This window comes from Saccharibacillus sp. CPCC 101409 (assembly GCF_030518235.1).
In the GTDB taxonomy this organism is placed as follows: Bacteria; Bacillota; Bacilli; order Paenibacillales; family Paenibacillaceae; genus Saccharibacillus.
The window spans coordinates 271,457-293,932 of the sequence record NZ_JAULSA010000006.1 but is presented as its reverse complement, the minus strand read 5'-3'; the positions used below and the strand labels follow the sequence as shown (position 1 = coordinate 293,932).

Below are 22,476 nucleotides of genomic sequence, written 5' to 3'. Positions count from 1 at the left end.
TCCGGCGCGTTCTTCTTTGACATGATCCATAGCCGCAGCCTCCTCTCAATAGTGGACCCAGCGTTTCTGGCCGATCCATTGCAGCGCCGTAAAGGCCAGGATAATCACGAACAGCGCCCAGGAGATCGCCGACGCATAGCCCATCTCGTAGTAGCGGAACGCGTTCTGGTAAATAAACAGCGACAGTACGGTCGTGCTGCTGCCCGGCCCGCCCTGCGTGACCGCCTGGATGATGCCGAACGTCTTGATCGACATAATCAGGCCGGTGATCAGCAGCAGGAACGTGGTCGGGCTGACCAGCGGCCATACGATCCGCCGCAGGGTCTGCCAGGGACGCGCGCCGTCGATCTTCGCCGCTTCCAGCAGCTCCTCGGGCACTTCCTGAAGGGCGGCCAGGTAAATAATCATATTGTAGCCGAGCATAAACCAGATCCAGATGATATCGATCGCGAACATGGAGCTGTCGGTGGTGGACAGCCAGCCCGGCGGATGCGCGATGCCGATCGAGCGCAGGAATCCGTTGATCGGCCCCGACGTCGGCTGGAACAGCAGCATCCAGACGAACGCGACGGCGACGCCGCTGGTGATATAGGGCATGAAGTACAGGGCGCGCAGCGTTTTTTTCCAATAAACCGATTTGTTCAGCGCCACCGCCACGAGAAAGGCCAACAGGATCGACACCGGCACCGACAGCAGGAACACGACCGTATTGCGCAGCGCCGTGTAGAACAGTTCGTCTCCCAGCATCCGCTGAATATTGGCGAAGCCGACGAAGTGAATCTCCGGATTCATAAACGTATAGTCGGTGAACATCAGGTAGAACGAATAGATGGCCGGCAGGATAAAAAACAGCAGCACCCCCAGCATATTCGGCCCGATAAACGCGTATCCGAGCAGGCTTTGCCGTTTCAGCCAAGATTTGCCCATGCTTCTCACTCCTCCGCTACTTGTTCTTAGCCAGCCAGGCGTTGTGCAGCTTGACCATCTTCTGCATCGTTTGCTCTAAGGTCTGGTCGCCCAGGAAATACTTCTCGTATTCCTGCGCTCGCATATCGACCATCTCCTGCGACAATTCGCGGGTGAATGTCGGCGTATCGTTGCCGAACAGCACGTATTCCAGCGATTCTTTGTCGTACGTCTCATCCTGCCCGTCGAGCATCCGTTTGATCGCTTCGTCGCGGTCGGCCGCGTTCGACGCCGGAATGCGGCCGCCCGGCGCCATAGGCAGCATGCCTCCGTCGGCGTACCATTTGAGGAACTGCCAGGCTTCATCTTTATGCGCCGACTTGGCGTTGATCGAGATCAGGTCGCCTACGCCGCCGCTGGTGGAATAATCCGCTTCGTTCTCCATCAGGCGGGGAACCGGCGCGAACGCGATCTTGAAGTCGCGCGGGAAATCGGTCTGGTTGTTCGAGCTGCGCAGCAGCCAGCCGCCGATATTCAGCATGGCCGCGTCGCCGCCGAGGAACAGATTCTCCACCGGCATCTTCGACGTCAACTGCTCGCCGAGCGGCGGCGTGGACGCGTCTTCGGTCATCATCGCGTTCAGCGTTTCCAGCCAGGTCGCGACCAGGGGATCGTCCATATTCGAACTTCCGTCCTGCTTCGTATAGCCGTCCGCGACCATCGCCGAATCCAACGGATCGGAGAACGTCGCCGTATGCTGCACCAGACCGTACTGGAAACCGGACTGCTTGAGCTTGCTTGCGTATTGACGCGCTTCTTCCCAGGTCCACTCCTGCGGCACCGGCAGACCGGCTTTATCCAGCGCGTCGGCGTTGAGAGCGAAGAACGTCGCGTTGCGCGTCGTCGGCAGGCCGTAGTATTTCCCGTCGATCTTCCACGAAGCCGCTTCCTCGCCCATCGTCTTGTCGATATCGTAGTCGGTAAATTCGGCCATATCCAGCGCCACGCCGGACTTGGTCCGCTTGTCCAGATTGGACATGGCGTAATTGACGAACAGATCCACGTTCTGTCCGGTGGACAGCGCCGTATCCAGCTTCAGATTGCCGTCGTCGTCGTTGACGTAGCGCACGTATTCCACCTGGATGTCCGGGTGCTCCGCGTTCCAGTCGTCCACGACTTCCTGCGGGCCGTTCTCCGGCGGCACGCCGCCCCACATCGTCAGCTTGACCGTTCCGTCTTTCGCGTCCGAATCGCTTCCCGTTGCGGCGGACTGCGAACCCGCGTTCATCCCGACGCAGCCCCCCAGCAGCGAAACCAGCAGCACGCCCGCCGCCGCGGCGCTCCATCTTGATGTTTGTTTCCTCATATTCGCGACCTCCCTGAATTCGAAGTGGTGCAGCTTTCCTTTTCAATGTATCAGGGAAGCGCTTACGTTTTTAGCCACAAATCCATGTTTCGGACCGAAGGAATCTGTGCAGTTTGCACCGGGCGCCCGCCGGATCGAAGCACCGTGCAGCATCGATTTCTTCTATCGCCGCGGGATCAAGGCCACAGGGCGAAGCCCGGCGCGGCGAAGCGCTGCCGATCGGGCGCGGCCGAAGCGCTACGAACGGCGCTCGGCCGCGGAAGCTTCGCGCCGGGCGCCTTCCTGCTCGCGGCCGCGATACTGGCTGGGCGTAAGACCGGTCAAACGCTTGAAGATCTTGATAAAATAGTTGTCGTTGGCGAAGCCCACCCGCTGTCCGATCTCGTGCACGGGCAAAGCCGTTTGCCGCAAATAGTCCGACGCCCGGGCTATGCGCACGCCGTGCAGGTAATGGATCAGGGTGCGGCCGGTCTTTTTCTTGAACAGCGCGCTGACGTAGTTCTCGCCCATCATCACGTAACGGGACATCGATTTGACGGTGATATCCGTTTCGTAATTCGCATGGATATATTCGACGATGCGGCGCACTTCCGGGTGCGCGATCTCGTCCTCGCGCTGGAGGCGAAAAGCGTCTTCGGGCTCCCGCGGGCCGACGGGCGCTTCGAGAGCCGCCGCAGCGCCGGACAGCCCCCGGGAAGACGCGTCCGGAGCGCCTGAACCGCAAGCGGCCGGTTCCGGCGCCTGCGAAATATCGGCGGAGCCCGCGGCCCGGCCTTCCGGTCCGGCCGCAGCGCCGTTCCCGCGCGCTTCGCCGGATTCGGCGGCCCGTTCGGCGGACAGCTCCGCGCCGACTTTGCGCAGCGTGTCGCGCAGCGAGTTGACGCTCATCGACAGCTTCAGGATATAGTTGGACGCGCCGTATTCCATCGCCTGACGCACATACTCGAATTCGCCCATGCAGGTCAGCATCACAAACTTGCTTCTCACGCCTTCGGCGCGCGCCGTCTTCAGCAGCTCCAGCCCGTCGAGTCCGGGCATCACGATATCCGACAGCACCAGATCGGGACGGTCGCGCCGGATCAGCTCCAGCGCTTCTTCGCCGTTGCCGGATTCGCCGATCACGCGAAAGCCCAGCTCTTCCCACGAAATAATCTCGCGCACCGATTCGCGCACGAAGACTTCATCCTCCACCAGCAGCACGGTCCACATCTTCTCGTCCTCCTTCTTTTGCGATCGGCCGTTCCGGTTCAGCGGCGGGGCGGTAAGGCGTCGAGAGCAGGAACGGAATCCGGAAACTCACCCGCGTGCCGGGCGCAAGATCCGTCGTTTCCAGCCCGCCTTCTCCGCGAAACAGCAGCTTCAGCCGCTCTTTGAGGTTCGACAGTCCGATGCCCTGCCGTTCGCCGGATCGCTTCAACCGCTTCGATTCGTCCATCCCGATGCCGTTGTCTTCCACTTCGAGCACCAGCAGTTCCTTTTCCCGGCGGACGACGATCGAGATTTCGCCCCGCTGTGCCAGATGCGAAACGCCGTGCCGGATCGCGTTCTCCACCAGCGGCTGCAGGCTCAGCTTGGGCACGAGCGCGTATTCCAATTCTTCGTCGAACAGGCAGGTAACCGAGAACGCATCGCGGTAGCGCATGCGCTGGATATGCAGATACGCCTGTACCAGCTCGATCTCGTCTTTGAGATAGATCAGTTCCACCTCGGAATCGAGGCTGGCTTCAAGCAGCTTGCCGAGCGATACGCACATCTCCGTGATATCGTCGCTGCCGCTGCGGATCGAACTCCATTTCATCGTATTGAGCGTGTTCAGCAGAAAATGCGGATTCATCTGCGCCAGCAGCATATGCACGCGCACCGCTTCTTTCTGGCGTTCTTCGGCTTTGAGCCTGCGGATCAGCTCGTGCGTATCGTCCAGCATCGTATTGAACGTGCGCGTCAGTTCCAGCACTTCGCCCCGGCTGCGCTCTTCGGAGATGCGCACGCGCAGATTTTTGCTGGCGGCTTCTTTCATCCGGCTTTGCAGCAGCGACAACGGACGGGTAAACGCGGACGAGATCATGAAAGCAAACAGGACAAACGCCGCCGTCAGCGCGTAAAAAGTGATAAAATACCGGCTTTTGAGTTCCGAAATTTCCGCGAACAGCACATCCAGCGGAATCCGGCTCACCATATACCAGTCCAGCGATTCGATATACACGTAGTTGACCAGCATCCCGGATTCCCGGTCGGTCACATACGAGCGCTCCGCGCCGCCGCGTATCCGCCGGATCACCGAATCGTCCAGTCCGATCTCTTCCGCCGACCGTGCCAGGATCTCCCCCGTGCCGGTCATCAGAAAATAATCCTGGCCGCCCGGCGTTTCCTTGAGCGCGGAGCGGAACCACGACGAGTAGTCGATCCCGATGCGCGCCATCCCGTAAGGCTCGCCTTCGGGCGCGCGCATATAGGCATACAGCGACAGCAGGTACGGACTCGACGACACTTCGCGCAGGATATTGTTCTCGTCGCGCGGGTCCCAGCGGTAATACAATCGGTCCGGCCCGGAAGGCGATTTCTCTTCCGCGTTTCCCGGCTTGGCATCGAGCTGGCGCTGAAATCGTTCGCGGTAGGGCGCGTACTGCAGCTGCTTTCTCGGCGGATACGACGTATACATATGGCCGTGGAAATCCAGCAGCGTGAAATAAACGTACGGATTGTACAGAAAAAAGCTGTTGCCGAGCGACTTGAATTTTTCTTCGATCAGGTCCTGGTTATCGAGCATGCTGCGGTTCTCCGGCTGCTGCATCGCGCCGCGCACCGAAGAATCCTGCTCGAGAAAAATAAGCGTTTTGTACGCGATGCTCATCTGGTCCTCCAGCGTCCGGTTGAGCTGGACCAGCTGCTCGCGGCTCTGCCGGCTGATCTTCTCCTCGACCAAACGTTCGATCTGGCGGTAGTTGTACGCGTTCAGCAGCGCAAACGGCACCAGGATCAGCAGCACGAACGCGGCGAACAGCCGGTACTTCAGCCGCTGCGGGACGAGGGACTTGCGAAACGGACCGAAGAATCGAACAGGCTTGCTCCATCTGCGCATCGGCTTCCCGCTCCTTCCCGGATAGAAATTGCTTTCATTATATCATCGTCAACATGAAGATCGGCCGCCCGGCGGCGAAACGCTTACAATTGCATGGATTTGTGATATTGGAAAAGAGTCCGGTTACGGAAAGCCGCGGCAGATGCGTAGATTTGTTCTATCGGAAAAAGAGAAAGGACGTGCGCTGCCGTCAGGATAGGCAGCGGTAAAAGAGCGGAAGGGCGCCGGCCCTATGCGTCGACGGCGGTAAGACGATGGACTGACGCAGCCAAAGGCCGCCGACTCCATGCGCCGATAGCGGTAAACCGAAGGATTATACGCGGCGGCGGCGGCGGTAAGCCGATGGGCTGACGCAGCCAAAGGCCGCCGACTCCATGCGCCGATAGCGGTAAACCGAAGGATTATACGCGGCGGCGGCGGCGGTAAGCCGATGGGCTGACGCAGCCAAAGGCCGCCGACTCCATGCGCCGATAGCGGTAAACCGAAGGATTATACGCGGCGGCGGCGGCGGTAAGCCGATGGGCTGACGCCCGTTTCGGCAGCGAAGACCCGGCTCAGGTAGAAGCCGTTCTCGTACCCGCAGCGTTCGGCGATCGCCGCCAGCGTCAGCTCGGTCTCGTCCAGCAGCCGCCGCGCCCGGCTCAGCCGGACCGACCTGAGAAAGCGCGAAGGCGTCTCGCCGAACGCCGCCCGGAAGCGCCGGGTGAACTGCACCGGGCTGAGCCCGAGCTCGCGCGCCAGACTTTCAAGCTGGAGCGGCGAATCGAAGCGCACTTCGATCTCTTCGGCGGCGCGCGCCATCAGCGCGTCTTCGGTAAAGCGCGCGGAATCCCCGCTTCCGCGCATGCGCTCCGCCGCGTGCAGACGCAGCAGGTCCAGCGTCAAATGCGCTTTCCAGGCAGCCGCGGCCGGCGAATCGTCGTCGGCCGCCTGCCGCAGATACGCGTAGTCCGAACTCAGCCGCCGCGTGTCTTCGAACGTCAGCAGCCCGCCGCCCGGCGGCAGAAGCCCGTCCGTATTGCCCCGCTCGAACTGGAGATAGTGAAAAGTCAGCGGCGCGACCGTCTCGCGCCGCAGAATGCCGCCGGGCGGGCACAGCACCGCCGCGCCGAACCCCGCTTCGCCGGCAGTCTCAAGCGGTTGGACCGAAAAGTTTGACGCGTCGGGCAGAACCGGCGTGTTTGACGAGTTGGCTGAGATCGTCGGGTTGGGCCGGATCGACGGATTCGACGGGCCTGGTACGTCGGACAGGCTTCGCGGAGCGTACACACGCGAAGAAGACAAACGCTCCGGCCGACTCTCCCGATCCCCGGGCTCCTGCACAATCTCGAAGCGAAACGATCCTTCTTCGACCGCGAACAGCGTCCACGCCGGATAAAGGTCTTCCGCCAGGTCGAACCGGGCTTTGCGCTTCCAGTAAATATGTCCGTTCCATTTCATCGCCTGTCGCTCCTTTCGTTGCTTCTATTGAAATAAAGTATATGCTATTCGACGCAATCGTGCATGGGAAAAGAAAGTTTCGGATCTTAAGATGAAACCAAAGATATATAGGCGAAATCAGACTTTTCAATCCATTACACGGGGAGCGTGCGAACATGCGAAACGAAACGGTGCGAAGCGATATCACGGTGGTCGGCGGAGGGCTGGCCGGCGTATGCGCGGCAATCGCCGCGGCGCGGCTGGGACGGAGCGTGGCGCTGGTGCAGAACCGGCCGGTGCTCGGCGGCAATTCCAGCAGCGAAGTGCGGGTATGGGTATGCGGGGCGACGGCGCACGGACTGAACCGCTATGCGCGGGAAACGGGCATTATGGGCGAACTGTTCGTCGAGAACCAATACCGCAATCCGGAAGGCAATCCGTATCTGTGGGACCTGGTCGTACTGGAAGCGGTCAAAGCGGAATCCGACATCGCACTGTTCCTCAATACGGACGTGCACGAGGTCGAAGCCGACGGACCGGAAGATTCCCGGCGCATCCGCTCGGCGACCGGCTGGATGATGGGATCGGAGCGGCGTATCCGGTTCGAAAGCGAAGTCTTCCTGGATTGTACCGGCGACGGGCTGCTCGGCTTCCTGGCCGGGGCGCGCTATATGCTTGGACGCGAAGCGCGGGATACGTACAACGAAGAATGGGCGCCGGAGATCGCCGACGATATTACGCTGGGCAGCACGATGCTGTTCTATACGAAGGACGCGGGCCGGCCGGTCAAGTTCGAGCCGCCGTTCTTCGCCAAAGATATCGCGCAGACGTCGATTCCGCTGCGCCGGGTGATTCGCAGCGGCGATTCCGGCTGCCATTACTGGTGGATCGAATGGGGCGGCGAACGCGACACGGTGCACGACAACGAACGTATCCGCGACGAGCTGGCGTCGGTCATCTACGGCATCTGGGATTATATCAAAAATTCCGGGCAGTTCGACGCGGACAACCTGACGCTGGAATGGGTCGGCTCGCTGCCCGGCAAGCGGGAATACCGCCGCTTCGTCGGCGATTACGTGCTGAACCAGAACGATATCGTCGCGCAGCGGCGCTTTGAAGACGACGCGGCTTTCGGCGGCTGGTCGATCGACCTGCATCCGCCGCAGGGGATGTACGCCACGGAAAGCGGCTCGAAGCACTACCACATGGACGGCGTTTACCACGTCCCGTTCCGTTCGCTGTATTCGGCGAACGTGGACAATATGCTGATGGCGGGCCGCAACATCAGCGCTTCGCACGTCGCGTTCGGCACGACGCGCGTGATGGCGACCTGCGCGGCCATCGGGGAGGCCGCGGGCACCGGGGCCGCGCTGTGCTCGGCCCTGGGCGTGACGCCGCGCGAACTGTACGCGCGGCACACGGACCTGCTGCGCCGGACGCTGCTCCGGCGCGGGGCTTCGGTCGTCGGGCTGCGCAGCGACGACGGTCTCGACCTGGCGCGCGAAGCCGCGGTCGACGCGTCCGGGTCGCTCCGGCGCCTCGCGCTGGAGCAGCCGGGCGAGGCGCGCGGGCTTGCGCGCGACGCGGCGCTGCTGTTTCCGGCGGACCCCGGCGTGTCCGGCGTATCCCTGCTGCTCTCGGCGGACGAAGACGCCGAGGTAACGGCCGAGCTGTGGGATACCGGCCGCGGCGAGAACTACGTCCCGCATACGCTGCGGGACTCGGCGAAGGCCCGCGTGGAAAGCGGCGGCGAAGCGCGCTGGGTGCGCTTCGATCTGAACTGGCGGCCGGACGCGCCGCAGAACGCGTTCCTGATCGTCCGCGCCAACGCCGCGGTCAAGCTGTACCATTCCGCCGAGCCGCTGAGCGGCGTACTGGCGTTCGAACGCGGCGCCGAAGCCGCCGTGCCTTCGGACCTGGAAGACCGGCTCGCGAACCAGCCGGTCGTCGAATGGCAGATACGCGGCCTCGCGCGCCGTCCGTTCTGCTTCCGGCTGGAGTCGGAAACCGACGCCTACAATCCCGCGCAGGCGGTCAACGGCTACCACCGGCCGTTCGCCGGGCCGCGGCTGTGGAACTCCGGCCGCGCTTTTGCCGGACATTCCGGCAGCGCCGCCCCGCACGCAGCGGCCGGCGAAGCCATTCCTTCCGCCGGAGTGTCCGGCACCGCCACTCCGCGCGCAGCGGCCGGCGAAGCTGACACATCCACGGAGCCGCCCGGCACCCGCACTTCGCACGCAGCGGCAAACGAAGTCGATTCTTTGGCCAAACTGCCCAACGCCGACGCTTCGCCGGCCATCGCCATCGAAACGTCCGAACCCTGGCTGCGCCTGACCTGGGACGCCGGGCAAACGGTCGGCGAAGTCCATCTGACTTTCAACGACGACGTGAACGAAGACCTCGTCAATCTGCATCATCACCGGACGGAGTTCGACGTGATCCCCGAACTGGTTCGCGATTACCGGCTCGAAGCGGCCGGAGCGGACGGCCGCTGGACGACGATCGCTTCCGGGCGCGGCAACCGCCGCCGGCGCGTCGTGCACAAGCTGGCGGAGCCGGTATGTCTGCGCAGCCTGCGCCTGGTCGTCGAAGACACCAACGGCAGCCCGTACGCGGAGCTGATCGAGATCCGCGTTTACGCCGACGACCCCGAAGCGGCGCGCGGCTGAGCCCGGCCAATATCCGGCTTCGCTGCTCGCTTTGCATTTTTCGCTTTGCGTCTTGCGTCTTGCGTCTTGCGTCTTGCGTCTTGCGTCTTGCGTCTTGCGATTTTCATTCTCCGGCTCCCCGGCGCCACTCCCCTTTACCCGTCCACCGAATAAAGTCACGCCAACCAGGCTGTTCCAAGTCGTTTCGGACGACTTTTCGGAACAGCCTGGTTTGGCATTGAAGATCCCCTTTAACCAAATCCGCAAATAACGGCGCACATACACTTATTTCCGATGAATCCCTCTTTTTCGAGCAAATAGATGCGTGTATACAACTAATAACTCGTTTTCACACCCGATCCCGCTTTTTTTCGCAAAATAGTTGTACCAGCGGCGTTATTCGGAGCATAAACGGCTGAAGCCGCGAAATAGTTGTATCTGTGCAGTTATCGAGTTCCATCCAATCGATCCAATCGATCCAATCGATCCAAGCGCTCCAAACGTACCAAGCGTGCCAACTGCGCCAGCCGCACAGCACACACGTCTACGCCTCGATCTATTCGATTCCGCCCAAACAGAACACGGCTTTCCTCTTCCGCCGTTGGCCTCTCTCTTCCGCCGTCAGTCTGCTTCTTCCGCCGTCGACTTCCCTCTTACACCGCCGGTCTACCTCTTACACCGTCGATCCGCCTTTTCCGTCGACGATCTGCTTCTTACACCGCCGATTCGCCTTTTCTACCGCCGTTTGCGGCTTCGGTCAGGCGCGGCCGTTTAACGCGGAAAACGACTGCGCCGATCCCATCGATCCCGTCGATTCCGCCGACTCCCCCATCTCCTCATACGCCCCATCGATCGTCCGCAGCGTTTCGGCATGCCGGTACACATTGTTCGCGATCGTCGTCAGCAGCGCCGCCAGCAGCACAGCGGTCAGCGCTTTTTTGAACAAGCCTTCCCGCAGCCCGATCGCAAACGCGCCGCCCAGCAGGAAGATCGCGAACAAATAATGCCCCGCGTACAAATACATATCGTACGTAAACACTTTAAGCCCGAATCCGGCCCCCAGATGCAGCGCGGCGGCAAAAGCGATATAAGCCCCGAGCGTCCACGTTTCCCGTTCCCGGATGCCGCGCAGAAAACCCGCCACCGACAGCAGCAGCAGAAATCCGCCCGTCAGACGGACGTGCAGCGGATAAGGTCTCGTCAGATCCGTCACGAACGCCGCCATGCCCGGATCGAGCAGATGCACATGCGGCGCAAGAATCGGGTTGACGCCGAGCATGTAGAAGACCGGATAATGAACCGACAGCTTAAAAGCAGCCGAATACCCCGTCCCGCCCGCTTTCAGGCTGCTGGACCACCCTTCGATCCACGCCTGGCCGAAACACAGAAACTGCACGGCGGTCCCGATCGCGACAAAACCCAGCGCCAGCAGCACGATTCGAACATACCGCAGGATTCGCTCCCGGCCGCGCCGGACCCGCATATTCATCAGCAGCGCCGCGCCGAACGGAATAACGTTGGTCGAAGTGAGCGCGAAATGAACGGCGGCCAACGCCGCGAACGGCCACGAGCGTTCTTTTTCCCCGTCCGCTTCGCGCGCTCTCGCATACTGCATATACACCACGGACAGCACGATCGCGAACTGGACGTACGGATACGAATCGGGAATCAGCGCGGTAAAGATCAGATACGAGCTTGTCCCGAACAGCGCGGCGACCAGCAGCGGAAGCAGCAGTTTGTCGGTCTTGCGGCTCAGAACAATCAGCACCAGCGCGGCGGACGCCCCGTTGACCAGCGATTGCAGCACCAGGAAAAAAAGATTGCCGCCCAGATTGCGTGCCGCCGCCCCCAGCGGAACGGCCAGCAGCGACATCAGCGGATGAATCACGGACGAAGTGCCTATGCCGTAATACATCGACGGATCGAAGTTGAACAGGTTCAGCGTAAACTCCGGCGTCGCAAACGGCGTATGCGCCCGCAGCGTTTCCGCATTTCCCGCCATATACCGAATGTAAGGCGCGTTCAGCCCGATATAAAAAAGCGCCAGCACCAGCACCAGCAGCGACGCCGCCGTATTGATCCGCCTGTTTGCAAATAAGTAGCTTCTAAAACTCATGGTAACCTCCAACCGGCATTCATTCTTTTTCAAAAACGCTTATTCACGTCACTAACGACTTGTCTCAAGCAAATGGAAGGTTACGTCCGTCTGATTCGCACAAGAACCATGAGCGATTCAGACGAACGTAAACCTACTATCTAAGTGAGACAAGCGACTAGCAGCGCCAGTCCGCCCAGAATAAACAAAATCCCGAACCACCGCAGCGGGCCTACCTTCTCTCCAAAGTAAAATCGGGCGAGCAGCAGCGTCCACACATAGGTCAGCGCATTGGCGGGCAGCACCACCGTCAGCGGCAGGACGCGCAGCAGCGCAATATTCAGCAGAGCGCCCAGTCCATAGAAACCGAAACCGAGCAGCAGATGCCGCAAACACCGTCCGTCCGCGTACAATTTGAGCCCCGCCGCGCCCAGCGCTCCGCAGAGCGTCATCGGCAGAAGCAGCGGCAGGAGCCAGCTATTTTCGTTCCACACTGGTCAGCGTCACCCCAATTCCGAGCAGCAGCACCGCCGCTATTTTCGATAAAGTCAACGTTTCGCCCAGCAGAAAATGCCCGTACCCGAGCGCAAACATATACCCCGTGCACAGCAGCGGATAAGCGACCGACAGCTTTTCCAGCGCAAACGCCCGGATCATCAGCAGCGCGCCCAGCCCGTAGCAGACAAAGCCGAGTCCCAGATACGCCCAGCTGTCCAGTCCCCATTTCCAGAACAATTGCCCCGTCGCCGTCAGGAAAGCGGACAGCAGCATCAGCCCTTTTCCGGTATGCCGGCCTGCGCCGTTCATCGTCTCCATCGCAGTTCCTCCGCTCCCGGCACCCGCCTGTTGATAAAATATTTCCGCGCCGCCAGCTCCATCACCGGCAGATCGGACAGCGAGTCGGAGTAGGCGCACGAACGCACGAAGTCGATCTCAAGTCCGCGCTCTTCCAGATACCGGCGGATACGGCGGACTTTTTCTTGCCCTTTGCAGTTGCGCCCTTCGATCGTGCTTGTGTATCCGCAGCCGTCCGCGCCCGGAGCCAACAGCGTGCCGATCACGCCGTCCACTTCGGGCAGACTGCCGAAAAATTTGGCGTAAGCGTGCGGCGAAGCCGTCACCAGCAGCACGTGGCAGCCTTCTTGTTTGCGTTTGCGCATCTCCTCTGCCGCCTGCGGATAGATGGATCGGGACAGCACCTGTTCGTAAAAACGCTCCAGATCGCGCTCCGTCATGGTTGCAATCGCGTGAAAATAACTGCGTTTGGCCGACTCGACGCTCAGCAGTCCCAGCTTGAACAGCAGCGTGTGAGCGGCGATCGCGGGCAAACGCAGCAGCTGCGCCGGCGAACGCCGGATAGCGTAGCGGACGAACTGGAACATGGAATCGCTGTCGATCACCGTTTTGTCGAGATCGAAGATGGCGAGTTTGATAATTGACATAGGTCTACTCCAAAAAGGCGAAAATGCACACGACGGAAATCGCGTACAGCGCCACGGTCATAAGGATCGGTTTGTCTTCGAACAGGACTTTGTCCGGCGAGCCGCCTTTGTTCTCGATATGGATCAGGTACAGATAGCGGAACATGCCGTATACGACCAGCGGAATGGTCCACATCAGGTGGATGCTGCGGCCGGACGTGAACGTAAACAGCGAGTAGCTGATAATCGCCCCCGTCGTCACGATCGTGTTCATCTGGTCCAGCAGCACGATCGAGTAGCGGTCCAGCACTTTGCGGTGCGAGCCGGTGTCCTGACGCAGCAGCACCAGCTCGTGCCGGCGTTTGCCGATCGCGAGAAACAGCGACAGCAGCAGCGTGCACAGCAGAAACCACGGCGTAAACGGCACGTCGATCAGCACCCCGCCCGCGATCGCTCTCAGCACGAAGCCGGCCGCGACGGTCATGACATCCAGAATCACCACATGCTTGAGCGCGAACGAATAAGCGGTATTGATCGCAAAATAAATCACGCACAGCGCGCCGAACAGCGGATTCAGCCAGAAGGAGGCCGTCAGCGACAGGAGCAGCAGAATGCCGCCGAACGCGGCCGCCTGCCCCGCGCCGACCCGCCCCGAAGCGATCGGCCGGCGGCATTTGACCGGATGTGCGCGGTCCCGCTCGCGGTCCGCCACATCGTTGAGGATATACACGCAGCCCGCGACCAGACAGAAGATCAGGAAGCCGAGCAGCGTTTCGCCCGCGGTGCGCGGAGAAATCTTTTCATAGGAAAACAGCAGCGCCGCGAACAGCAGCAGATTCTTGGTCCACTGTTTGGGCCGCAGCAGCAGGAGCAGTCCGCCGGTTACGCTGTTTGCGCCGCCGGATTCGGAGCGCCGGGAAGATTGCGTGGAAGGATCGAGCATAAACAAGCCAAACACCCCTTTCGTTTCATTCGCTTGCGCCGCCGAAGAAGCGGAAGTCCGGCTCGGCTTCGACGCACGCTTTACCCCAAATGACGAATACGGTTGAAAAAACGTTCACTTTTGCCGGTATTTTGTTTCGAAAGCCGGATTACGGAGGACGACGAATGCTGCGATCGAAACGTTAAACTGCGCAAGAACGGTTCATTGTCCGCCGATATTCTGCGGCATACTGAGCGTAGGCAGGCTGCCTGCCGGAAAAGAGGAATATAAACCATGAACGAAAAATTCGATGCAAAAGATAAGCCGGATCTTGAAATCCGGCCGTTTGCCGAAAGCGACTTCGAGGCGCTCGGCGCTTTCTACGACGCGGCGGTCAAAGACCGGCGCCTTGTTTTCTGGTGGGTCGGCGAACAAGACAACTGGCCGAATGTGTTCGGCGCGTTCGAGCAGGGCCGTCTGGTCGGCAAAGGCCAGGTGGAAGTGCTCGCGATCATGCCGCCGGAATCCGGCGCTTCGGCGCGGCACCGGATATTTTTCAATATCAAAACGCTGCCCGAGCGCGCCGCGGACGCGGAGCTGCTCGGCGCGCTGTACGCCAGGGTACACGCACGGGCGCTGGAATTGAAGCGGGAACTGCCGGCCGCCCACGGCGCGATGCTGTGCTTCGGCAATTACGCCGAAGAAACCGCGAACACCGATTACTTTGCCGGCCGGGGCGGATTCGCTCCGCTGAACAAGCAGTTCCTGATGAGACGGGAGCTGGACGGCGGCAAAGCGCAGCCGATCGAGACGCGTGAACTGCCGGACGGTTATGCCTGGCGTGCGTTCGATAAACTGACGGACGAACAAAAGGAGCAGTATCTGGCGCTCGATCGGGAGATCTGGCCCGAAACGACGATCGGCCCCAAACGGCTGGAGGATATGATGCACCAGCCGGGCTGGCGTCTGCTGCAAATCGAAGCGGACGGCGAACCGGCGGCCAGCCTGATGTACTGGATCGAGGAAGAAGACACCGGCGAGATCGATGAGGTCTTTGTCCGCGAGCCGCATCGCCGGCGCGGCCTCGCTTCCGCCCTGCTGGCCCGGGCGCTGGAAGAAATCCGCGCCGCGGGCTGCTCGGAGGCCGAACTGGACGTCGAGACGCTGAACGACTCGGCGCTGCGCACGTATACATCGGCGGGCTTCCGCATTGTGACGGAGGAGCAGCGTTACGGGGTCGAGCTGTAGACTCGGCGGGGTTCAAGGGGCAGTGCTAAGGCAGCGATGAGCTGCCGGGAGCGACAGGCCGGGAATCGGATCGCCGGTATGGAACGATTTCGATGGGCTGCGGCCGGCTTCGACTGGCTCCGGCTCGCTCGGCCATATAGCCTTTACCGGATGGAATAACTTCTACCGGCAAGAAAGTTGTCGTGGCGATCACATTTTGCCCGGATATGCGGCGTTTTCGTAAAAATGTTGCCGCTGCGATCCCATTTTCCTTTGAAAAAGCCCGATTTCTTCTTTTTCGCTTGTAAATGTGATCCAAACGACATCGAATACGCGGATATCCTTCTACGCAAATTCCTGCCCGAAGACCTGGACGACTTCTGCGCCGTCGCGCGTACAGCCGACCTCCCTTCGAACGGCGTGCTGCAAACATGCGGTTCGGTCCGGATTGGCGCGATCGAGCTTGAAGACGGTACGCACAACCCGTACAGGCTGTACCAGTAAAAGGAGGTTCTTGTATGTTAAAAAAGATAGAAGAATACGAAATCGAGCCGTATCTGAAGCTGCTGGGCGAAGTGGAACACGAACGCCTCGATCTGACAGATCTCCGGCACGAAGCATGGCTCAGACGCCGTATTCATCTGAATTACGCACGCGGCGCGCATTATATCGCTCTGCATGACGATGACAATCCCGAAGCATTCGGGATCGTTTCGGTGCTGCATGAACCGGCGCCTCCCGGCATCGAAGCCTGGGGTGCGCGCGCCGAAATCCTGCAGATCGGCGTAAACCGCTCCTGCCGCCGCGCCGGCATCGGCAGCCGGCTGCTTGCCGCCGCCGAACGGTTCGCGCGCGATCGCGGCGTGTACTGCCTGTTCTTAATGACGTACGGCGAAGATTACGACGTGATCGCTTTTTACGGCAAAAACGGCTATATTCCCGTCGCCAGTATCCCGGACGTGTTCGGTCCCGGCACGGAAGGAAATCTGGTCTTGCGCAAGGTTGTAAGCAGTTGAAGCCACGAGAAGCCGAGCCGCGGCTCCAGGCCAACTACGCCGCAATCCGGATTCGCAGGATGCGGCCCGACGACGTTTCTCTGCTAGCGCAGGTGGACCGCTCCGAGAAGATCGAACGCATCTGCAGGGTCGAGAACGGACAAGAAGTCTGGACCGAAGCCGGGCATGAATGTCCGGGCTGGAACGACGAGCAGCTGGAAGGCCTGCAAAGCCGTTTTCTGCGGGAGCTTGAAGCGGGCGGCACGGCGTTCGGCGCTTACGACGGCGAGCGGCTGGCGGGATTCGGACTGCTGGGCCATCGCCGGATCGGGCCGAAGCGCGATAAGCTCGCGGTCGATCTGATGTACGTCGGCCGGCCTTACCGCAGACGCGGTATCGCCACCCGATTCATGCAGCTGCTGGGGCAAGCGGCGGCCGAAGCCGGCGCCGGGTATCTGTATATTTCCTCCGCCGAAAGCAGTTCGGCGGTCGGTTTCTACCGCAGCATCGGCGGCGAGAATACGGCCGAACCCGACGCCGAGCTGCTGGCGCTGGAACCGCTGGATATTCACATGACGCGGCGGCTGAAGTCTTAACGGTCCAAACGGACGGAATTTCCTCAGTCAGGCGCCGCGAAATCTTCGATTTCGCCGAGCGCGGCAAAGATAGGCCAAAAAGGACGGGAAACGCGGCTCTTCTCCGCATCCCGTCCTTTCCTTTTCCCCGTATAATCGACTGTTTAACGCGCAAGCGCTCATCTTCCGCCGTCCAGCTCGCCGTACACGTCCAGCGCCGTTCGCACCACCGCTTCGGCAAGCCCCGTCCTTCGGGAGATGCGCTGGGACCAGGTCTCGTCGCCGAGCGGGGCGCTCTCGTAATAGAGACCGCAGTCCGTGTTCACATGCGAGCGGCCGCGGTCGTACTCCCAGCATACGGTGTGCCCGTCCAGCCGAAATCGCCGCTCCGCCAGCGCAAAACGCAGCAGCCGCTGCGAATAAGCCGCCGCTTCCGCAAATTCCGCTTCGTCCGCCGGCCGCAAATTGAACGTTTTGCGATGCTCCCGGCCGCCGGCGCGCCTGAAGCGAATCTGCGCCTGCCGTCCGTCGGACTTCACCGAGATCCCCATTCCCGCCACAAAACCTTTCAGCAGGTCTTCCGTATAATCTTCGCCGTCCAGATCGACCAGCACCGGCTGTACCCACTGGTCGCCGAGGTCGCACAAATAGCGTTTGCCGTCCGAGCCTACCGCGATTACCGCGGCGTGGGCGCTCGCCGAGCCGAACCCGCTTCCGACCGGATAGCATTCGATTCCGTCCGCGCGCAGTTCGTCCATCAGCCAGTACGCCAGATCGAAACAGTTGCCCGACGTCCCGAACTCTTCCCGCTGCTCTCGCATCCGCTCCACGCTGCGCAGTTCGAATTGTTCGCCCCGCGCATGCAGCCACGCTTTGGTCAGCGTCTCCATCGGAACATCGTCAAACCGTTTCCAGACCCCTAATATCTCTTCCGTCGCTCTCATATCCGATTCGATTCACCTTTCGTCTTCCGGACCTATCGGCCGCAGCGGTGCACGGACCGGAAAGTCTGACTTTTAGTACTTGCAAATCGCTGATGTCATCCATTTTACGGGATTTTTATCCAAACGCCAATGAATCGCAGGTCACAAAAAAGTTGCTTTCGGCAAAAGATACCCACTTATCAATTTGCCGATTATTCGAACATCCCGTATCATGGAAAGCAGTAAAATGAAAGTTCAGCACAGTCTGTTTGAGGAGGATGAATCATGACCGAAAAACGCGGATTGACCGCGGAAGACTTGTACCGCTTTGTGTGGGTCGGCGCGCCGGACGTCTCGAAAGCGGACGGGCGCATCGTATATACGGAACGAACGGTGAACGAGAAGCGGGACGGTTATATCACGAAAATCCGGGCGATGGACGAACACGGGAAAAACGATTTCGTGTTTACTTCCGGCGAGCAGGACGCTTCCCCGCTGTGGTCGCCGGACGGCTCCAAACTGGCGTTTGCGCGCAAGCATCTCGATAAGCGGCAGATCTGGATTCTTCCGGCGTCGGGCGGCGAAGCGCGGGTGCTGACGAAGCTTGCAAACGGCGCGGGCGGCTTCAAATGGTCGCCGGACGGCTCGAAGCTGCTCGTTTCCTCGCAGGTGGACGCGGAACGGACGGATGGAACTCATTCGGATAGAGAAGACGCAAACCGCGATTCGAAAGAAGATCAAGACAAGCCGCTCGAAGCACAAGTAATCGACCGCATCCGCTACAAAGGCGACGGTTCCGGCCTGTGGGACGGCAAGCGGACGCATCTGTTCGTCGTCGACGCGGAAAGCGGCAGCGAAACCGCGGTGACGTCCGGCGATTTCGACGCGGAAAGCTTCGCCTGGTCGCCGGACGGCTCGAAGATCGCGTTTGCCGCCTACATTCCCGAAGAAGGCGACGACACCGATCCGGATCTGCTGCTGGTGAGCGACCTGTACGTGGCCGACGCGGACGGCGGCAATCGGCGCAAACTGACGGGTTCGGACTGGGGCGTCGGCCAGATGGCGTTTGCGCCGGACGGCTCGAAGATCGCGTTCTTCGCGAGCGACCGCTCATACCATAACGCCACGCTGAACCGGCTGTACCTCGTGCCTGCCGAAGGCGGCGAGATCGCCTGCCTCGTGCAGGACCGCGATCTGCTGATCGGCAACTCCGTCGTCGGCGATATGCGCTCGGGCCTCGGCTCGCCGGCTCCCCTGTTCAGCTCCGACGGAAGTTCGGTATACGCGCTGTTCACAAGGCACGGAAGCGCGGGGCTGGCCCGCTTCGCGGCGGACGGCTCCGGCCACGAAGTGCTGCTGGGCGGCGACCGCGATGTGTACCAGGTAACGCCTGACCACAACGACGGCTTTATCGTCGCGGTCTCGGATGCGCTGAACCCGGGCGACCTGTACCGCTTCGCGCCCGGCACGAAGGAAGAAACGCGGCTCACCGATTCCAACGGCGTCTGGCTGGGCGAGCACGAGCTGAGCGCGCCGGAAGCGTTCTGGGTGGAAACCAAGGACGGCTGGAAGGTGCAGGGCTGGATCATGAAACCGGTCGGATTCAAGCAAGAGTCCGGCGGCGGACCGTCCCAAAAAGTGCCGACGATCCTCGAAATCCACGGCGGTCCGCATATGATGTACGGCCATACGTTTATGCACGAGTTCCAGCTGCTGGCGTCGCAGGGCAATGCGGTGATCTTCTCCAATCCGCGCGGCGGACACGGCTACGGCCAGGAATTCGTCAATGCGTGCCGCGGCGACTACGGCGGCGGGGACTACCGCGACCTGATGGAAACGGTGGATTACGCGCTGGAACGCTTCGACTACATCGACGAAGAGCGGCTCGGCGTCACGGGCGGCAGCTACGGCGGCTTTATGACCAACTGGATCGTCGGCCACACCGACCGCTTCAAAGCGGCGGTGACGCAGCGGTCCATCTCCAACTGGATCTCGTTCTACGGCGTCAGCGATATCGGTTTCTTCTTCACGGAAGACCAGATCGGCGGCGACGTCTGGCAGAGCACGGAACTGCTGTGGAAACACTCGCCGCTCGCTTACGTGCAGCAGGTGCGCACGCCGCTGCTCATCCTGCACGGCGAACAGGATCTGCGCTGCCCGATCGAGCAGGCCGAGCAGCTGTTCACCGCGCTCAAACGCCTGGGCCGCAAAACCCGCCTCGTCCGCTTCCCGGGCGCCAGCCACGACCTGTCCCGCGGCGGCCATCCGTCGCTGCGAGTGGCGCGGTTATCGCATATCGCGGGGTGGATGGAGGAGTATTTGTAACGTAGATGTGCGGCGCGAGCCTGCATCCGAACCTATCCTGAAAATGAAAGCCGAAGGGCCTGCCGAACGACTCGGCGGGCCCTTTTTTTGCGAGTTTGGAGACGCGTTTCCGGACATGCTTCGAATGCGCTTCGGGGCGACTTCTGGACGCATTTCCGCTTCTAACGGAACTCACGGACGCTAAATGCCTCCTCACTAGAGTTTTACAGCCGAATTTGCTTCAATAAGCGCATCTGGTTCCGTTAGAAAATCAAAAGTGCCGAAAACGCAGCAATAGCGTCTCCTCGTTCCGTTAGATTTCGGCGCTCCCCTTTCCATGTTCCATGCGAACCGAATCCGCGCGTTGTCCCCTCGTTTTACGCGCAAAAAAGCGGCGCGGCCGTCCCGGTGGACGTGCCGCACCGCTTGGTTTGCTCATTTTCCGCTTAATCCTTCTTTCTTTGCCGGCGGCGGGGCCGATCGGCGTCGTAGCCTGCCCGCCGGCCTTCGCCAAGCCTCGACTCAATGCCCGAAATTCTCCTCCTCCGGCACGTCCGTCTCCAGGTACCGGATAAACTGGCGCAGGCGGCCGGCGAGTTCGCGGGAGATCTCGCCTTTCTCGAACAGGCGCTGCACGTGGTCGCGCTGTTCCTGGATCGCGGCGAGACGTTCCTGCATCCGGTCTTCGCGCTCGGCGCGTTCTTCCGGATTCTCTTCGGCCAGGAAGCCGAGACCCGTTTGGTTCAAACGGTCGACCAGCTGCTGGTAGCCGGTAATCAGGCGTTCGGCTTCAAGCCGGTTTGCGGCGTTCGTGCGCTGCCGGACCGCTTCGATGGCGGCCTGCGCCATGCGCGTCTTGGCGGTTTGCAGCGAGCAGAAGGCCCGCTTGTCGGGGAATTCCCCGCGGCGGCTGCGCGCGAACATCGCAGCCGCGAACCGGCCGATATCCGCGGCCGGCGCGGCGACGCGCGCTTCCAGGCGGCCCGGGACGCTTTCTTCGATGCGCGTCAGGTGCTCGAACAGCGGCGTCGCTTCTTCCTGGCCAAGGTCGCCCGTCTGCACCATCTTGTTCAGTTCGCGGCGCTGCGCCCGGATGCCGGCGTACATCAGGTCCGCTTCGCGGCGCGGCGCGTCGGGATCGACGGCGTAGGAAGTCGTGGCTTCCTCCATCCGTTTCAGGTAGTTCGAAAAGTCCTGGATCTCGGACGCGGCGATGCCGGAGCGCCCTTCGGCCAGTTCATCCTGGCCGATCCGCTGCGCGATGGCGCTCAGGATCTTGCGCTTGAGCGGCTGTTCGGACTGCGGAGCGGTTACGGCGGATTCTTTGGCCGATAGCAGCGGCAGCAGGATGCTGGCCGCAAGCAGCGTGAACAGGATCACGCCCGCCGCCAGGAACAGGATCAGGTCGCGTTCGGGGAACGGCGTGCCGTCCTGCAGCGCCAGCGGAATCGAGAATGCGCCGGCCAACGTAACCGCGCCGCGCACGCCCGAGAGCGAGGTCTGCACGGAAGCTTTGAACAGCGGACGGCCGGTCCGCGCACCTTCTTTGCTTCGGCTGGTCGCGGTCCAGTACAAGTGAATCCAGACGAAGCGCAGCAGGATCAGGCCCGCGGAGATCCAGGTGACATGCCACAGGACTTCCCAGTTGCTGACTGTACGGTCTTCGAAAATATTACCCAGTACTTCCGGCAGCTGCAAACCGAGCAGCACGAACACCAGGCCGTTCAGTACGTACAGAAAGACCGACCAGGTGCTGTTCGAGACAACCTGGAGTTTGACGCGCACCGATTCGGCGCGATCGCGCTCGATCGCGTGCACGACGCCGCCCGATACGACGGCCAGGATGCCGGAGACGCCGATATGCTCGGCGGCCAGGAACAGCACGAACGGCGTAACGAGCTGGAGCAGCACATGCAGGGTCTCGTCTTCCATCCCGAGCCGGCGCAGGAACACGCGAATCCGGATGACGACGAAAGAAAGCAGCGCGCCGACCACAAGGCCGCCGACCGCGATCAGGAGGAAGCTCCAAGAAGCCTGATAGATCGAGAACACGCCGGTTACGGCGGCGGCGACCGCGAATTTGAACGCCACCAGGCCCGAAGCGTCGTTCATCAGCGCTTCGCCTTCCAGCAGGCGCAGGATGTCTTTGGGCAGATTGATCCGCCCGGCCAGCGAGCTGACCGCGACGGCGTCGGTCGGCGACAGGATCGCGGCCAGCGCGAACGCGGCGGCCAGCGGGATCGACGGAATCACCCAGTGAATCAGGTAGCCGAATACGACGACCGTCACGAACACGAGCCCGAGCGCCAGCAGCAGAATCGGCGCCCGCAGATTCCACAGCTCGCCGCGCGGGATCATGCGCCCGTCGTTAAACAGCAGCGGCGCGATAAACATCACCAGAAATAGTTCCGGCTCCAACGGCATATGAATATGCGGCGGCAGCAGTTCGGCGAGAACGCCGAGGCCGATCTGGATAAGCGGCACGGGAATAAACGGAAGAAAGCGGTTGACCACGTTCGAGGCCCCGATGATCCCGAGCATGACCAGGATACTGATAAAAAGCTCCATGCGGCGTTCGCTCCTTTTGATCATATCT

At 61.2% G+C, this 22,476-nt stretch carries 18 protein-coding genes; 6 read left to right on the top strand and 12 right to left on the bottom strand.

Annotation, left to right across the window (positions count from 1 at the left end; genetic code table 11):
- Window positions 1–45 precede the first annotated feature (45 nt).
- The 5 genes from QWJ34_RS15580 to QWJ34_RS15560 all read right to left on the bottom strand — a co-directional run bounded on the left by QWJ34_RS15580 (window position 46) and on the right by QWJ34_RS15560 (window position 6,791).
- Window positions 46–927: a carbohydrate ABC transporter permease gene (locus QWJ34_RS15580; protein ID WP_302729172.1), complete on the bottom strand. Its 882-nt coding sequence runs from the start codon at window positions 925–927 to the stop codon at window positions 46–48.
- Between the two features lie 16 nt (window positions 928–943).
- Entirely contained in the window at window positions 944–2,272 is a 1,329-nt protein-coding gene (locus tag QWJ34_RS15575) for an ABC transporter substrate-binding protein (protein ID WP_302729170.1), read from the bottom strand.
- A gap of 237 nt (window positions 2,273–2,509) precedes the next feature.
- Complete coding sequence (locus QWJ34_RS15570; RefSeq protein ID WP_302729168.1) at window positions 2,510–3,481, bottom strand: response regulator; 972 nt, start codon at window positions 3,479–3,481, stop codon at window positions 2,510–2,512.
- Window positions 3,453–5,351 carry a cache domain-containing sensor histidine kinase gene (locus QWJ34_RS15565; RefSeq protein ID WP_302729166.1) on the bottom strand — a complete coding sequence of 633 codons (1,899 nt, stop codon included), beginning with the start codon at window positions 5,349–5,351 and terminating at the stop codon, window positions 3,453–3,455. The genes QWJ34_RS15570 and QWJ34_RS15565 overlap by 29 nt, the downstream gene beginning before the upstream one ends.
- Window positions 5,352–5,840: 489 nt before the next feature.
- Window positions 5,841–6,791: a helix-turn-helix domain-containing protein gene (locus QWJ34_RS15560; protein WP_302729165.1), complete on the bottom strand. Its 951-nt coding sequence runs from the start codon at window positions 6,789–6,791 to the stop codon at window positions 5,841–5,843.
- Window positions 6,792–6,946: 155 nt separating this feature from the next.
- Here QWJ34_RS15560 and QWJ34_RS15555 point away from each other — a divergent pair, with 155 nt between their 5' ends.
- Entirely contained in the window at window positions 6,947–9,439 is a 2,493-nt protein-coding gene (locus QWJ34_RS15555) for an FAD-dependent oxidoreductase (RefSeq protein ID WP_302729163.1), read from the top strand.
- A gap of 736 nt (window positions 9,440–10,175) precedes the next feature.
- Here QWJ34_RS15555 and QWJ34_RS15550 read toward each other — a convergent pair.
- From QWJ34_RS15550 to QWJ34_RS15530, 5 genes are all read right to left on the bottom strand, one after another.
- Window positions 10,176–11,534 carry a DUF6080 domain-containing protein gene (locus QWJ34_RS15550; RefSeq protein ID WP_302729162.1) on the bottom strand — a complete coding sequence of 453 codons (1,359 nt, stop codon included), beginning with the start codon at window positions 11,532–11,534 and terminating at the stop codon, window positions 10,176–10,178.
- A gap of 140 nt (window positions 11,535–11,674) precedes the next feature.
- Window positions 11,675–12,007 (bottom strand): EamA family transporter, encoded by a 333-nt coding sequence (locus tag QWJ34_RS15545; RefSeq protein ID WP_302729161.1) that lies wholly within the window; start codon window positions 12,005–12,007, stop codon window positions 11,675–11,677.
- The gene (locus tag QWJ34_RS15540; RefSeq protein WP_302729159.1) at window positions 11,991–12,329 is read right to left on the bottom strand and encodes an EamA family transporter; all 339 of its coding nucleotides are present in this window, start codon (window positions 12,327–12,329) and stop codon (window positions 11,991–11,993) included. The genes QWJ34_RS15545 and QWJ34_RS15540 overlap by 17 nt, the downstream gene beginning before the upstream one ends.
- Window positions 12,317–12,955, bottom strand: a complete 639-nt coding sequence (locus QWJ34_RS15535; RefSeq protein WP_302729157.1) for an HAD family hydrolase — start codon at window positions 12,953–12,955, stop codon at window positions 12,317–12,319. Before QWJ34_RS15535 ends, QWJ34_RS15540 begins: the two co-directional genes overlap by 13 nt.
- A gap of 4 nt (window positions 12,956–12,959) precedes the next feature.
- Window positions 12,960–13,877 carry a decaprenyl-phosphate phosphoribosyltransferase gene (locus QWJ34_RS15530; protein WP_483314277.1) on the bottom strand — a complete coding sequence of 306 codons (918 nt, stop codon included), beginning with the start codon at window positions 13,875–13,877 and terminating at the stop codon, window positions 12,960–12,962.
- 273 nt (window positions 13,878–14,150) lie between these two features.
- Here QWJ34_RS15530 and QWJ34_RS15525 point away from each other — a divergent pair, with 273 nt between their 5' ends.
- The 4 genes from QWJ34_RS15525 to QWJ34_RS15510 all read left to right on the top strand — a co-directional run bounded on the left by QWJ34_RS15525 (window position 14,151) and on the right by QWJ34_RS15510 (window position 16,674).
- Window positions 14,151–15,104 (top strand): GNAT family N-acetyltransferase, encoded by a 954-nt coding sequence (locus QWJ34_RS15525; RefSeq protein ID WP_302729153.1) that lies wholly within the window; start codon window positions 14,151–14,153, stop codon window positions 15,102–15,104.
- A gap of 252 nt (window positions 15,105–15,356) precedes the next feature.
- Window positions 15,357–15,587 (top strand): hypothetical protein, encoded by a 231-nt coding sequence (locus QWJ34_RS15520; RefSeq protein ID WP_302729151.1) that lies wholly within the window; start codon window positions 15,357–15,359, stop codon window positions 15,585–15,587.
- A 14-nt stretch (window positions 15,588–15,601) separates the two neighbouring features.
- A complete protein-coding gene (locus tag QWJ34_RS15515) occupies window positions 15,602–16,099 on the top strand; it encodes a GNAT family N-acetyltransferase (protein WP_302729149.1) in 498 nt (165 codons plus the stop codon).
- Entirely contained in the window at window positions 16,096–16,674 is a 579-nt protein-coding gene (locus QWJ34_RS15510) for a GNAT family N-acetyltransferase (protein ID WP_302729147.1), read from the top strand. Before QWJ34_RS15515 ends, QWJ34_RS15510 begins: the two co-directional genes overlap by 4 nt.
- A 158-nt stretch (window positions 16,675–16,832) precedes the next feature.
- Here QWJ34_RS15510 and QWJ34_RS15505 read toward each other — a convergent pair whose 3' ends face one another.
- Window positions 16,833–17,597: a hypothetical protein gene (locus QWJ34_RS15505; RefSeq protein ID WP_302729146.1), complete on the bottom strand. Its 765-nt coding sequence runs from the start codon at window positions 17,595–17,597 to the stop codon at window positions 16,833–16,835.
- Between the two features lie 264 nt (window positions 17,598–17,861).
- Between QWJ34_RS15505 and QWJ34_RS15500 the strand changes: the two genes are divergently transcribed.
- Window positions 17,862–19,901: a S9 family peptidase gene (locus tag QWJ34_RS15500; RefSeq protein WP_302729144.1), complete on the top strand. Its 2,040-nt coding sequence runs from the start codon at window positions 17,862–17,864 to the stop codon at window positions 19,899–19,901.
- Between the two features lie 501 nt (window positions 19,902–20,402).
- On the opposite strand, the gene QWJ34_RS15495 is transcribed toward QWJ34_RS15500, so the two are convergent.
- Window positions 20,403–22,448, bottom strand: a complete 2,046-nt coding sequence (locus QWJ34_RS15495) for a Na+/H+ antiporter (protein ID WP_302729143.1) — start codon at window positions 22,446–22,448, stop codon at window positions 20,403–20,405.
- Between the last annotated feature and the right edge of the window lie 28 nt (window positions 22,449–22,476).

Coding starts and splice junctions, on each gene's coding strand:
- QWJ34_RS15500 (WP_302729144.1), top strand. CDS start 17,862: ATGACCGAAAAACGCGGATTGACCGCGGAAGACTTGTACCGCTTTGTG.
- QWJ34_RS15575 (WP_302729170.1), bottom strand. CDS start 2,272: ATGAGGAAACAAACATCAAGATGGAGCGCCGCGGCGGCGGGCGTGCTG.
- QWJ34_RS15535 (WP_302729157.1), bottom strand. CDS start 12,955: ATGTCAATTATCAAACTCGCCATCTTCGATCTCGACAAAACGGTGATC.
- QWJ34_RS15565 (WP_302729166.1), bottom strand. CDS start 5,351: ATGCGCAGATGGAGCAAGCCTGTTCGATTCTTCGGTCCGTTTCGCAAG.
- QWJ34_RS15570 (WP_302729168.1), bottom strand. CDS start 3,481: ATGTGGACCGTGCTGCTGGTGGAGGATGAAGTCTTCGTGCGCGAATCG.
- QWJ34_RS15555 (WP_302729163.1), top strand. CDS start 6,947: ATGCGAAACGAAACGGTGCGAAGCGATATCACGGTGGTCGGCGGAGGG.
- QWJ34_RS15525 (WP_302729153.1), top strand. CDS start 14,151: ATGAACGAAAAATTCGATGCAAAAGATAAGCCGGATCTTGAAATCCGG.
- QWJ34_RS15505 (WP_302729146.1), bottom strand. CDS start 17,597: ATGAGAGCGACGGAAGAGATATTAGGGGTCTGGAAACGGTTTGACGAT.
- QWJ34_RS15515 (WP_302729149.1), top strand. CDS start 15,602: ATGTTAAAAAAGATAGAAGAATACGAAATCGAGCCGTATCTGAAGCTG.
- QWJ34_RS15560 (WP_302729165.1), bottom strand. CDS start 6,791: ATGAAATGGAACGGACATATTTACTGGAAGCGCAAAGCCCGGTTCGAC.
- QWJ34_RS15540 (WP_302729159.1), bottom strand. CDS start 12,329: ATGGAGACGATGAACGGCGCAGGCCGGCATACCGGAAAAGGGCTGATG.
- QWJ34_RS15550 (WP_302729162.1), bottom strand. CDS start 11,534: ATGAGTTTTAGAAGCTACTTATTTGCAAACAGGCGGATCAATACGGCG.
- QWJ34_RS15530 (WP_483314277.1), bottom strand. CDS start 13,877: ATGCTCGATCCTTCCACGCAATCTTCCCGGCGCTCCGAATCCGGCGGC.
- QWJ34_RS15495 (WP_302729143.1), bottom strand. CDS start 22,448: ATGGAGCTTTTTATCAGTATCCTGGTCATGCTCGGGATCATCGGGGCC.
- QWJ34_RS15580 (WP_302729172.1), bottom strand. CDS start 927: ATGGGCAAATCTTGGCTGAAACGGCAAAGCCTGCTCGGATACGCGTTT.